Origin of the sequence: Cognatundibacterium rivi, assembly GCF_018139565.1 — a bacterium.
GTDB classification, from domain to species: Bacteria; Pseudomonadota; Gammaproteobacteria; order Burkholderiales; family Burkholderiaceae_D; genus Undibacterium; species Undibacterium rivi.
This window is the reverse complement of sequence record NZ_JAGSPK010000003.1, coordinates 130445-144221: the sequence shown is the minus strand read 5'-3', so window position 1 is coordinate 144221 and position 13777 is coordinate 130445. Positions and strand designations below refer to the sequence as shown.

The window sequence follows — 13777 nt, the reverse complement described above, 5'->3', positions numbered from 1 at the left end:
TCTTTTGTATTGGTTAATCTACTTTATGAGTTCTTCAAATTCAGCCTTGAACCACCTTGCGATTGCTCGCGACATTTTATTGACGCCATTTGGCCTGGACGACCATAAATTGTCGAAAGTGCTTGGTTCTATGTTCACTCACCGTGTGGACTATGCTGATCTGTATTTTCAGTTTACTCGCAGCGAAGGCTGGAGTCTTGAGGAAGGTATAGTCAAAACAGGTAGTTTTTCGATTGATCAGGGCGTTGGCGTTCGCGCTGTTTCAGGGGATAAGACCGCTTTTGCTTACTCCGATGAAATTTCTGAAAAGGCGTTGTCTGACGCAGCCAAAGCAACCAGAACGATTGCAGTTCAGGGCGCTGGCAAGATTAAAGTGGCTTCTGCTTTGCACGGAATTCAGGGACGGGATTTATATTTGCGAGATGATCCTTTGCATTCTCTTGACGCAAACGAAAAAGTGCGTTTGCTTGAGCGTATAGAAAAAATTGCGCGGGCAAAAGATCCGCGCATCGTACAGGTGATGGCATCGCTGGCTGGCGAGTATGACGTTATTCTGGTGGCCCGTAGTGATGGCGCGTTGGCGGCAGATATCCGCCCTCTGGTGCGCGTTTCCCTGACCGTGATCGCGGAGCAGAATGGTCGTCGTGAGATGGGTTCCAGTGGTGGCGGTGGTCGTTATGATTACTCTTATTTTTCCGATGTCTTGCTTGAACAGTACGCGGATGAAGCCGTGAAATCGGCTCTGGTGAATCTGGATGCCCGTCCTGCGCCGGCGGGACCGATGACAGTTGTGCTTGGGCCAGGCTGGCCTGGAGTGTTGTTGCATGAAGCGATAGGGCACGGTCTGGAAGGTGACTTCAATCGCAAAGGATCCAGTACGTTTTCTGGCCGTATCGGTGAACGCGTTGCCGCAAAAGGGGTGACTGTCGTTGATGATGGCACGATGCAACATCGCCGTGGTTCGCTCAATATCGACGATGAGGGGAATCCTACCCAATGCAGTACGCTGATTGAAGACGGGATACTCAAGGGATACATGCAGGATACGATGAATGCGCGCCTGATGAAGATGGCCGTCACTGGGAATGCCCGGCGAGAGTCGTTCGCGCATTTGCCTATGCCGCGCATGACCAACACCTATATGCTGGCCGGAGATAAAGATCCGGCTGAGATTCTCGCTTCAGTGAAAAATGGCTTATATGCGGTGAATTTTGGCGGTGGTCAGGTTGATATCACCAATGGCAAATTTGTATTTTCTGCTAGTGAAGCCTATATGATAGAAAACGGTAAGCTTAGTTACCCGGTGAAAGGCGCAACACTGATCGGTAACGGACCGGAAGTATTGAATCATGTATCTATGATCGGTAATGATTTACGTCTTGATTCCGGTATTGGTGTCTGCGGAAAAGAAGGTCAGAGTCTGCCGGTGGGAGTTGGTCAGCCGAGTCTGCGTATTGATGGCCTGACCGTCGGTGGGACTGCGTAATTTTGCGATTGGTTTCTGGTTTTGATTGAGGACGACGCCCCATGTTTGTGATTGCTGTCGTGTCAGCAAAAGGTGGCGTAGGAAAGACTACGCTATCAGCCAACCTTGCGGTTGGTATTGCGCAGCGTGGTCACCCCACTCTGGTGGTTGATCTCGATCCGCAAAATGCGTTGCAATGGCATCTCGGCGGGCTGGATCAGAACGAATGCAAGGGGATCAGTGCATTGACCGGTACACGCACCAGACTTGCAGGAGTGACACATGCCAGCCCTTATCACGTTTATTTTTCTCCTTATGGACGTGGAGGAGAGGTGCAGCGTCAGCGTTTTGAGAGCATTCTGGAAAAACAAGACGATTGGCTGCGCGGTAAGTTACAAAAAGCAAATTTGTCGGAAAACGCGATCGTGTTATTGGATACCCCGCCTGGGCCTTCCGTATATCTGAAGCAGGCAATTCATGCCGCAGATTATGTTCTTGCCGTGGTATTGGCTGACGCGGCGTCCTACTCCACCTTACCTGAGATGGAAGAATTGATCTCTGCCTACAGGCCGCCAAGCGCGCAGATTACAGGATCCGCCTATGTGATTAATCAATCGGCGAAGCGGCAGTTGGCGCAAGATGTATTAGCACTGTTTCACACGCAATTAGGTGAGCGCATGGTGCCTTGGGTGATACCGGAAGATGCTGAAGTTGAAGAAGCTTTAGCCTACGAGTGTCCGCTTTTGCATTATCGCCCTGATAATCCGGCCACAAAGAAAATACAGTCTGTCGTTGATTGGTTGCTTTTGCGCGCCCCGAAATCTCATTGAATGAATAAATTTCCTCCTCTTTTCTCCTCTGTTTGAGTGGATGGTTGGATGACCTCCGTTCTGCGCCTGAAGATATTCTCCGTGAAAACCATCTAGCGTTTGCCAGCTCAGATGGATAGTTACGCCATATAAGCGAGCTATCAGAAAATAAAAATCAATTAATTATTAATGTAACAATGTTTTTTGTCATCTGCCATGTTCAAATGGCGGGTAATTGTAAGTAAATGAAATGATTATTTACTTCTGATGAATTCTGATTTATCGCAAACAAATGTTTTTGCTTTGAAACTTATTGAGAAAAAATGACTCTGCATTGATGTTTGGATATTCCTAGTTATAAATTGTTGACATTTGTTTACTGTGTATCGCTAGACGATCAATTCTGGTGGGTGTTAAAGTTTCAGCCGATGAACTTGGTTTGGTTTCAGATGCCGGGTGCAGAAAGATCAGCAAAATAATGAATGGAAGTGTTTAAGTATGTTGAAGAAAAACCTGCAGTATTACGAGTCTCAACAGTGCTCGAATCAATGGAGAACATTTCTTGCTGCGTTTTCTGCTGAGTTTGCCTCTAAAGGCGAGGTGTCTGATTTACGTGCGTTTATGTATCAGATGGGACGGACGATGGCAGCGGCTTTTCCTGCGCCCAATGGCAGTAGTTTGCAAGCACTTGAGGATAGTATTAATTCTCACTGGTCGCAAATTGATTGGGGCTGGGTGGCACTGATAGAGCAAGCGGAGAGTCTCGTTGTTGAACACCATGCTTCTCCGTTAAAAGTGGCTTTTGGTGAGGACGCACTGGTATGGTCATCTGCGCTACTCGAAGGTGTTTATGCGCAGCTGTTTGATAACCTCGGGATGGATAAATCGCTTTGCTTGAGGCAGCGCGGTGATGCTTTAGAAGATGGTCAGTTGTTTGTTTTTGAATTAAAGAAACAGCTCGATGAGCCGACATATTTCACACGTCGTTGATTGTCGGATAAAGAAGTATTAAGTATTGAAAAGGGCTGTAAAGATTATGGATGATGACGTTAAAAATCTTTTTCAAAAGTTTGGGCAACCAGCGACAGCATACCAAGAGATAAATCGTGATGTCGAAAGCGAGCAGGCTAAAATGCGCTGGCCGCTTTTGCGCGATGTCAGGGTACACGCAATTCCTGATAACTCGATGTCCGAAGACATGGAGCCACTCCCGGCACCGCAAGTCCCGCCATCAATAAGGCCAGAAATTATGCCCGGAATTGATCGTAAGCCAGTGTTAAAAGAAAGTATCGGTAGCAGTTATCAAGGAACGAGTGATATTTTCGGCAGAAAAAAAGACCTGACACCGACAGGGGCAGTCGTTGCTGCCCCTGAACAGATCAACGGTTCTGCAAGCTTATTCAGATCTGAGCGTCAGCCAAAAGTTACGTTACCTCATACGGATGAGCAACTGCAACAAAGCAGCAGTTTGTTTCGCCCTTTGCCTGTGGATACAATGAGTGCGAAAGGGTACGGATCGGCCTCTCAGGAAAAAGTAGCAGTTTTACCTGTTCATGCAGATAAAGACCAAGCTGTCTCTGACATTTTTAAACGACTGGCTAAGCAACCGGAGCCAGCTAAAACCGTCGATACTTCAGTGAATTCCTTTTTCAAAAAAATCTTCAAATCATGAGGATAGTTGCGGTCATTTCTCCCAAAGGAGGGGTAGGAAAGACAACGGTCACGGCTAACCTCGCGGCATCGCTTGCGCGCATGGGGGCTAAGGTGGTTGTGTTGGATCTCGATCCTCAGAATGCGCTGAGATTGCATTTCGGAATACCCTACGAGGATGCTTCTGGCATTGCAATCCGCAATCTGGCTGATGATCGCTGGTCGCACGTGTTGTACCAAAGCACTTATGGCGTTGATTTTTTACCATACGGAACGGTGGAGGAAGATCAGCGCGCGGTATTTGAAGATGCGGTCAGGGGAAATCCGGATTGGTTGCTTTCTCATTTACAGAATTTATTTCTGGGGCCAGAGACCATCGTTTTAATTGACACACCGCCGGGTCCAAGCATTTATTTGCAGCAAGTGCTCAGCGTTGCACATATCGGGCTGGTTGTGCTGAAGCCCGACGCTGCTTCCTATTCGACTATCCCTTCTATTGAGTCCCTGATTCAATATTACACAGCAGGAAGAAAAGATTTTCTCGGCTACTGTTACGTCTTGAATCAAATGGATGCATCAAGACAATTATGTCGTGATGTCCATGGCATGCTGCGGACAACCTTGGGCGACAAATTTGTGCCTTCCACGATTCATAAGGATGAAGCCGTGAGTGAGGCACTGGCGTGCCAGATGCCGGTTTCTTACTATGCGCAACACAGTTCAGCAACACATGATGTGCAGCAACTTGCTGCATGGCTGCAGGAAAATTTTGGACTGATCGATTAATGCGCTCAATACTGAACTCCAGATATTTATACGGCCGGCTCAATGAATTTGGACGATTGATGGTTAACTGGTCCGGGTGGAATTCGAAGTTGCCGCGCGTGTTGGCGCTGATTGTTGCCGCCGTGCTGTTCTGGATTTCGATCAGTATTCCAATGGAGTTACCATACCAGACCTTTTTCTCGGCAGTGATATTTTCCACTGCGATGTATTTACGCCGATACACGGGAACGCTGATTTCACTGATCATGGTGATGTTTTCTGTCAGCGCAACCAGCCGTTATATTTACTGGCGGGTTAACTACACAATCGATACTGAAAATCTGGTCGATTTGTTTTTTGCGTTGGTACTGATCCTCGCAGAAGTTTACGCGTGGCTGGTGCTGCTGCTGGGATATTTGCAAACTGCCTGGCCTTTGCGGCGCAAACCGGTCATCTTGCCGACCGATACATCAAGCTGGCCGGTTGTTGATCTGTTTATCCCGACTTATAACGAAGATTTGGCTGTGGTCAAACCTACTGTCATGGCGGCGATGGGCATAGACTGGCCTAAAGACAAACTGAATATCATTATTCTGGACGATGGACGGCGCCCCGAATTTGCTGAGTTCGCTGAGACTATCGGTGTCCAGTGTTTTACGCGCTCCGATAATAACCACGCCAAGGCGGGCAATATTAACGCTGCGCTGAAGCGCACTACCGGTGAATTTGTCGCGATTTTTGACTGCGATCACATGCCGACCCGTTCGTTTTTGCAATACACGATGGGATGGTTTCTGGTTGATCCGAAACTGGCGATGATACAGACGCCCCATCATTTTTTATCACCAGATCCATTTGAAAGAAATCTGCATACGTTCCGACATGTACCCAACGAAGGCGAGCTGTTTTACGGCTTGATTCAGGATGGAAATGATTTATGGAACGCGACTTTTTTTTGCGGTTCGTGCGCAATTTTGCGGCGTACTTATCTCGAAGAGATTGGTGGTATCGCCGTTGAAACCGTGACTGAAGATGCGCACACCGCATTAAAAATGCAAAGGCTCGGGTATAACACGGCGTATCTGGCACTGCCGCAAGCGGCGGGGCTGGCAACCGAAAGTTTGTCCGCGCACGTGGGGCAGCGCATACGCTGGGCGCGTGGAATGGCACAGATTTTCAGGGTGGATAATCCTTTGTTAGGTAAGGGGCTGACTTTTGGGCAGCGACTTTGCTACAGCAATGCGATGCTGCATTTTTTCTACGGCCTGCCGCGCATGGTGTTCCTGTTGGCGCCCATTTCGTATCTGTTTTTTGAAGTTCATATCATCAAGGCGTCGGCGATTTCTATTGCGGCATATTCGTTGCCGCATTTGCTGCACGCCAACTTGACCAACTCCCGTATTCAGGGCGCTCACCGGCATTCATTCTGGGCAGAAGTCTATGAGGCAACCCTTGCCTGGTATATCTTCCGGCCAACGATGGTGGCGTTGATTAATCCTAAATTAGGTAAGTTCAACGTTACTGCCAAAGGTGGTTTAGTTGAAGAGGAACACTTTGACTGGGTGATTTCTAAACCCTATCTGGTGATGCTGGCCTTGAATATTTTAGGTTTCATCGTTGGTATCGGGCGGGCTATCTGGTGGAATAGCTATGAGCTCGATACGGTTTTGCTGAACATGTTATGGACGATTTATAACCTGGTTATTCTTGGCGCGACTCTTGCCGTGGCAACCGAGTCCAAACAGGTACGGCGCTCCCACCGCGTCCGTGCAGAATTGAGCGCCACATTGCGCTTGCCAAATGGACACTCCTTTGTTTGTCAGACCGAGGATTTTTCTATGGGTGGCATGTCCCTCAAAGTACCTGAAGGTTTCAAAATGGAGAAAGGCCAAGAGGCAATGATTTCGCTGTATGGCACGAATGGGGAATGTTTATTTCCATCGAAAGTCATTTTCTCAAAAGAGAATTTATTGAGTCTGCAATTTTTGGATCTGAGTTTACAGCAACAGATGGATCTGATCAGTTGCACAATTGGTCGCGCTGATGTCTGGTTGAATTGGTCTGAGGAGCGCGATCTGGATCATCCTTTGAATGGTTTAAAAGAAATTGCCTTTCATAGTATGCGTGGTTTTATCCGGTTCGGAGCCGGGTTGAGGCAATACTTAGGAAAAAGCGCTTAGCACATGAATACACTTACTGAAGCGAACATTGTGAAAAACATGAAATCAACATTGCCTTGGAAAAAAACTGTCAAAACCACGCTTGCCCTGGCAATTGCATTTGGTATGAGTGTGATTGCGCATGATGACGTTTTTGCGAAATCGAAGCGCGCAAAATCTGCTGAAACGCAAACGGAAGAATCGGAAAAAACATCGGCAAGCGACGTTGCTGTCGGTGCCTCAACACCGGTTCCTGGCCAGAAAGTGTATACCATCAGCCTCAAGCAGATGGGGCAGGGCTCGAATATCGAATTGCGTGGCGTTGAAGGTGAGCGTACATTTCCTTTCACCGTCCGCAGTGACGAAGTGATTACCTCTGCAAAAATACGTTATGGCATTGCGTATTCGCCAGCGCTGTTGCCGGATTTGTCGCATATCAAAGTTTCGGTTAACAATGAGCTGGTCAGCGTTGTACCTCTGCCTAAAGATAATCCTAAGGGTATCGTCCGCGAAGACAATATCGATCCGCGATTTTTTGCGGATTTTAATCAGCTCAGTTTCAAACTGATAGGGCATTACACCAGAGAATGTGAAGATCCCTATCATTCCAGCTTGTGGGCAAAAATCAGTAATACGACACAATTGGAACTGACCGTCAGCACAATCGATCTGGCGAATGATCTGGCGCTGCTGCCTGGGCCATTTTTTGACAAGCGTGACTCCAAATTGCTGGAGTTGCCGTTTGTGTTGCCCAATGGCGCATCATTGGAACTGTTGCGCAATGCGGGTGTTGTTGCTTCCTGGTTCGGTCAGTTGGCGTCCTATCGCGGTGCTCGTTTTCCGGTCGCTGACGGCATGCCTAAATCGCATGCGATCGTATTCGCAACGACGAAAGAAGCCCCCGCCGGTGTGCAATTACCTGTGATTAATGGTCCGACCTTGATGGTGGTACCAAATCCGCAAAACCCGAAAACAAAGTTGTTGTTAGTTTTAGGGCGTGACAATGCAGAGCTGAAAATTGCGACGCAAGCGTTGACACTGGGACAAACGGCATTGGCGGGACAGACAGCGATTATCCGTAACTTTAAAGAGCCAGCGCTGCGTAAAGCCTATGATGCCCCTAAATGGCTGCCAACTTCGCGGCCGGTTAAATTCGGCGAACTGACTCCGCTGCAAAGTTTGCAGGTGAATGGCCTGACGCCCGATCTGATCCGGATTAACATGCGGGTGGCACCTGATTTGTTCACCTGGCAGACCGAGGGCGTTCCTATGGATCTGCGTTATCGCTTCACGCCCAGACCAACGATAGACAAGTCAACGTTAAATATCGGTATTAACGATGGTTTTGTCCGCGCATTGTCTTTGTCTGGTGCAGAACCGGAAAAAGGCAAGATCAAAGAATCTGTGATGCTTTTCTTTAAGTCGGGCCTGCGTTACGCTCAGGAGGAAATCCAAGTACCGACATTCCGAATCGGTGCTGAAAATCAGCTGCAATTTCACTTCTTCTACGACTATCCTAAGCAAGGCGCTTGTAAAGATGTGTATCTGGATAACGTGCGCTCCACGATTGACCCAGATTCGACCATCGATTTTTCACACATGCCGCATTACGCGACTTACCCCAACCTCGCCTACATTGCGAATGCCGGGTTTCCCTTTACCAAATTGGCAGACTTATCTGAAACGGCAGTCATTCTTCCTGAGCGTGCCAGTAATCAGGAGCTGGAAGTCTTTTTCAATCTGATGGGACGCATGGGAGAATCAACCGGCTATCCGGTCACCAACAATACTGTGATCTACGGTAGCGATGTCGAAAAACACAGCAATAAAGATTTGCTCGTGATTGCGACTAACGGTAACCAGCCGCTTCTGAAACAATGGTCGAAATATATGCCACTGACCATTGATGAAACAGGGAATCGTTTGCAATTGCCGACCGGATTTTTACGTGTTCTAGCGCGTTGGGCTGGTAAAGATCTGGATGAGCTGGAGCGTAAATCCGGCGAAATGTTAGCCAGTACCGGAAGTGCATTTGGCACCGTCATGCAGTTTGAATCGCCACTGTCTGCCGGTCACAGCGTTGTCGTTGTGACTTCGGGCAGCCCCCGCGGCTTACTGGATGTGACAGATGGTTTGAACAAAGCTGATCTTCGCAGCCAATTCCAGGGCGATCTGGTGTTGATTAAAGGTGATAAGGTCATCAATGCATTGATCGGTAATACCTATTATTCCGGTCATCTGCCTTTATGGACCTGGCTGAAGTGGAATCTGTCAACGAAACCTGTTTTGCTGATTGCTTTCCTGATGTTAGCGTCATTGATTGCCGCCGCTTTACTGTTCCGCTATTTACGTAAAAAGGCAGCCCAGCGCTTGAAAGCGAATGAGCCCAAAGATCAACATTGATGCATCAAAAATAACTGAATAAAAGAGTAAATTTACACAGGCAGACCACATCATTGTGGTCTGCCTGTTTATAATTTAATGCCAGTTTTAAAGCAGATTTCAAAATCTCCAATTGAGGTAGAGATCGCTTCATTAAAGTGTTGAATAGGGGATGGTAATGGTTTTCAAAAGAAAAGCGATGGCGTTGGCGCTTTTAGCGATGTGTGTGGAATGCAGCACTGCTTTTGCAAACTCTCCTCTGACCCAGAAATTAGTGGAACAGGCACATTTTTGGGAGCAGCGCGGTCGTGACGATAATGCAGCCGATGCCTGGCGCAAGGTACTGAAAGTCGATGCGAATAATATCGAGGCATTGGTTGCACTGGGTATCTTCGACGCTCACAGCGGCAATGCGGATTTAGCGAAAAATCACCTTGATAAGCTGAGAGAGATCAAAGCAGGCAGTGCGCAAATTCGTTTGGTAGAAAAAGCGCTCAGTCTCGGTACTGCCGGGGGGAAGTCTCAGCTTGAAAATGCCAGACGACTGGCGCAACAAGGCGATACCGAAGCCGCAGCCGACAGTTATCGTATGATCGGTGATGCATCCCGCCTGAAAGGCGATGCGGCACTTGAATATTATCAGGTGCTGGCCGGTACTAAATCTGGTTATGCCGAGGCAAAACGCGGCCTTGAAAAGCTGGCGAAAGAAAATCCCTCCAATCATAAATATGCGTTGGCTTACGCGCAGGTACTGACTTACCGCGATGCCAGCAGACCAGAAGGAATCGCCTTACTGGAAAGTCTGACCAGTAAAGCTGACGTATCCAGACAGGCGGAAGAGGCATGGCGTCAGGCTTTGACCTGGATGGGGCTGCAAAGCAGCAACAGTAAGTATTTCAGAAATTATCTGGAAAAACATCCGCAGGATAAAACCATACAAGACAAACTCGCGAGCGTGAATCGTCCGGTCAGGAATGAGGTGCCGGAAGAGCGCCGTCCCGTCAGTAAGCCAAAACCCGAAAGCCCGTTAGCAAAAGGATCTGCACTCGGCTTTAAGGCACTGGATGCCAATGATGTGCCGACTGCAGAGAAAGAATTCCAGTCACTGATCAAGTCTCATCCTAAAGATCCTGTTGGTTATGGTGGCATGGGGCTGGTCAAAATGCGACAGGAAGAATTTATTGAGGCACGTAAATTCCTGCAAAAAGCCTTAGATTTTTCATCCGCAAAAGCGAAATCGAATTGGAAGCAGGCATTTGACGGTGCCAATTACTGGGCGCTGATCGAAGATGCACGCACCGCTTTTGAAGATGCTGACAGCGTAAAAGGCATTGCTTTATTGCGTAAAGCGGTTGAGATCAACGGCACTGAACCATCCGGGCTTTTACAACTCGCCGACGCGTTGCAGGCTGAAAACGATATGGCAGGCGCAGAAGAAAACTTTAAACGTGTTTTTAATGCAGATAAAAAAGAAATGCGCGCGCTCGATGGCCTGATCGGCATCTATGTTTTACAAAAACGGCTTAGTGATCTGGAGGCGCTGGGTGAATATTTATTGCCTCGTCATCTGGCGATCGTCGCGAATCTGAAGTCGGAGCAAATGGCGGCGCAGGCAAAACAACTTGAAGCCGCGGGCGACATCGTTGGTGCACAAAGGGTGTTGGAAGACGCGGTACTGATCAAGCCGGACGATGCCTGGTTAAGAATGTCGCTGGCCAAAATTTATCTGAAACGGGATATGGCACCGCAGGCGCAGGCATTGTTAGATGCGCTGACGAATGTTGAAAAACCCGATGCAGAGGCGCTCTACGTCAGTGCCTTGCTCAGTCAGATGCAGCAACTGTGGTGGGAAGGTTTGCAAACACTGGAGCGCATTCCTGCCAATGCGCGCAAGCCGGAAATGTTTGCTCTGCAAAAGCAATTGTGGATACGCGTCCAGCTTGACCGGATTGATCTTTTGAACAAACGTGGCTACGTCGATCAGGTCAGGGGCATCCTAGCAGAGATTGAAGCGGCTGCAGGAACGGATAGTGAGTATATTGGCACCCTTGCAGCCTTGTACATCAAGTTAGGCGATACCGAACGCGGTTTTGCCATGATACGGCAGGCAGTGCAAAATACGCAGCAACCGTCTGCCAGCCTTTTGCTGCAATACGCCAGCACCTTGATGCAGGCGAATCAGGAAGCTGAGCTGGACGCCGTGATGCGTAAGGTCGCCGCGATGCCGAAATTGCAGGAGGACGAAGTAAAATCCTTCAAGCAATTGCAAAAGGCTTTGTCCATGCGTTACTCCGAGCGTGCCAGAGAGGCGAAAGACTACGCGGCGGCTTACGCTTATATCCAGCCTTATCTGATCGAGACGCCGGACGATAATTTATTGCTGCTGACCCTGGCGCGTATTTATTCGTCCGCCGGTGATAGCGAACCGGCAAAAGAGTTGTATACCAAAGTACTGGAAACCGATCCGGATAATCCCGAGGTATTACAAGGCCTGGTCTTTGCGGCGATACAAATCAAAGATTTCAGCGGTGCCGAAAATTATCTTGAGAAGTTAATGCGCATGCAGCCGGAGAATCCACGCTTTATTGCGCTGGCGGGTAATGTTGCGCGCGCGCAGGGACACAATAGCAAGGCGCTGGGTTACTTCAAAAAAGCCCTGGCACTGGAGCAGGCGCAGCGACCATTGTCCGGCGCTGGTGTCGACGGTTTGCGCCTGGTCACACCGGGTTCGGTTGCTAACAACCTCAACAATTTCAAAGTCAATCCTTTTGCTGAACGTAAGGAGGATCCTGTTGCCGCGGTGACGCAAGTCGCCGCACCAGCGGCGTTAGTGACTGCGGCAGCGACGCGCACACCACCAGTATTAAAAGAGGTGCCACAGCTTGCGCCGCAATATGCTGCCGCGGCGAAGCCTGCAAGCACAACGTCCGCAGTAGTCACGCCGGTCTCAGCAACACCGCTTGTTGCGAATGGATCTGCACCCGGCGCGACAAGTACATCAGGTACAACAAATACGATAGTTGTACCGGCAGCCGTCAGTAACTCAACTGGCGTCGCTGTTGCTGGCAATGTCAGCAACAAATCAGTTAACGCACCAGCATTACTCAGCGTGCCTGCTGTGCCACCAGTATCACAAAGCTCTGCGGTGATACGCAGCAACCCTTTGCCAGTAGCGAAGCCTGTGGCTGGAAATGCAGTCAGCGGCGCTGATGTAAAAAAAGCCTCACCGTTTTCATCAGTCACCGGGCGCAAAACAGATTCAGCCGCGTCAACGGCGCCTGTCAGCGCCGAAGAGGCTGCACTGATCAAAGAGATTGATGCACTCAATGAGCTTAATCGTTCTGAAGTCACCGCCGGGTTTTCTGCCAGAGCACGCAGTGGTCAAAGCGGTTTATCTCAGTTAAAAGATCTGGAAACACCGATAGAAGCGCATATCACGACATTGGGTTACGGCCAGTTTGGCTTGAAGGTGATTCCTGTCGTGATTGATGCCGGAACTTTGCAACTGAATGATGCGAATGTCGCAGGTCAGTTCGGGCGCAATACTATACTCAATGAACAGGCAAAATTCGCCAAAGTCGCTTTTTCAACTCAAGCCAGAACACGTGGCTTATCGGATGCTTCTTCCATCGAGCAAGTGGCGAAAGGTGTGGCGCTGAATCTGAGTTATGAGTTGGCAGGTGTGAAGCTTGATGTCGGTTCCAGTCCACTGAACTTTCCTATCCAGAATGTTGTTGGTGGACTTCGCTGGAGCACGCAGTCGGACGGTCTCAATTTCAGTGCAGAAGTGTCCCGTCGTTCTGTGACGGATAGTTATCTGTCGTATGCGGGAGCAAAAGACAGCCTGTACGGACTGAACTGGGGCGGCGTTACCAGAAATGGCTTACGTCTGGATACATCTTACGATGGCGAGGACGGCGGTGTTTACGGTGCTCTCGGCGTGTATGGCATCAATGGTAAAAACGTCGTCAAAAACACGCAGGTTGATGCGGGTGCCGGCATTTACTGGCGGGCTTACCGCACCAAAGACACCACAGTCACGACCGGGCTGGGTTTAAATTCAAGTTTCTATAAAAAGAATCTGCGTTATTTCACTTACGGTCACGGTGGCTATTTCAGCCCGCAATCATATATCGCGCTGAATGTGCCGCTGGAGATCAGCGGACGTTATGGCAAATTGTCGTATCAGGCTGGTGCATCGGTCGGTGTTCAGCATTTCCGTGAAGATGCGACACCGTATTACCCTTTGATCAGCGCGGATCAGACCGAGCTTGAGTTATTTGCAGCGGCGAATCCTGCGTTGAATATTGCCAGCAGCTATGCGGGGCAGTCGCATACCGGATTGCAGTATAAAATTTCCGGCGCCTTAGAGTATTTGCTGTCACCGCATTTCACGTTGGGCGGCAGATTCTCTGCCGATAACTCGGGTGACTTTACCGATGCCAGCGGCATGCTGTATATCCGTTACACGTTCGAGCCGCGGCGGGGTCAGGTTGCGTTCCCGCCGATTGCGCCTAAGCCTTACTATTTGGGAAATTGACCGATGA

Annotated in this window: 8 protein-coding genes; all 8 read left to right on the top strand. The window is 49.1% G+C overall.

Annotated features, from left to right (window positions below; genetic code table 11):
• Nucleotides 1-25 precede the first annotated feature (25 nt).
• The 8 genes from tldD (at nucleotide 26) to KDM87_RS09295 (ending at nucleotide 13770) form a co-directional block, all read left to right on the top strand.
• Complete coding sequence (gene tldD / locus KDM87_RS09330) at nucleotides 26-1486, top strand: metalloprotease TldD (RefSeq protein ID WP_186896729.1); 1461 nt, start codon at nucleotides 26-28, stop codon at nucleotides 1484-1486.
• 41 nt (nucleotides 1487-1527) lie between these two features.
• Entirely contained in the window at nucleotides 1528-2295 is a 768-nt protein-coding gene (bcsQ, locus tag KDM87_RS09325; RefSeq protein ID WP_212678834.1) for a cellulose biosynthesis protein BcsQ, read from the top strand.
• Nucleotides 2296-2772: 477 nt separating this feature from the next.
• Nucleotides 2773-3264 (top strand): cellulose biosynthesis protein BcsD, encoded by a 492-nt coding sequence (bcsD, locus tag KDM87_RS09320; RefSeq protein WP_212678833.1) that lies wholly within the window; start codon nucleotides 2773-2775, stop codon nucleotides 3262-3264.
• Nucleotides 3265-3310: 46 nt separating this feature from the next.
• Entirely contained in the window at nucleotides 3311-3946 is a 636-nt protein-coding gene (gene bcsP / locus KDM87_RS09315) for a cellulose biosynthesis protein BcsP (RefSeq protein WP_212678832.1), read from the top strand.
• The gene (gene bcsQ, locus KDM87_RS09310; RefSeq protein ID WP_212678831.1) at nucleotides 3943-4710 is read left to right on the top strand and encodes a cellulose biosynthesis protein BcsQ; all 768 of its coding nucleotides are present in this window, start codon (nucleotides 3943-3945) and stop codon (nucleotides 4708-4710) included. Before bcsP ends, bcsQ (KDM87_RS09310) begins: the two co-directional genes overlap by 4 nt.
• 59 nt (nucleotides 4711-4769) lie before the next feature.
• Entirely contained in the window at nucleotides 4770-6869 is a 2100-nt protein-coding gene (gene bcsA, locus KDM87_RS09305; protein ID WP_230407682.1) for a UDP-forming cellulose synthase catalytic subunit, read from the top strand.
• Between the two features lie 3 nt (nucleotides 6870-6872).
• Nucleotides 6873-9251, top strand: a complete 2379-nt coding sequence (gene bcsB, locus KDM87_RS09300; protein WP_212678829.1) for a cellulose biosynthesis cyclic di-GMP-binding regulatory protein BcsB — start codon at nucleotides 6873-6875, stop codon at nucleotides 9249-9251.
• A gap of 157 nt (nucleotides 9252-9408) precedes the next feature.
• Nucleotides 9409-13770 carry a cellulose biosynthesis protein BcsC gene (locus tag KDM87_RS09295; RefSeq protein WP_212678828.1) on the top strand — a complete coding sequence of 1454 codons (4362 nt, stop codon included), beginning with the start codon at nucleotides 9409-9411 and terminating at the stop codon, nucleotides 13768-13770.
• Nucleotides 13771-13777: the final 7 nt, after the last annotated feature.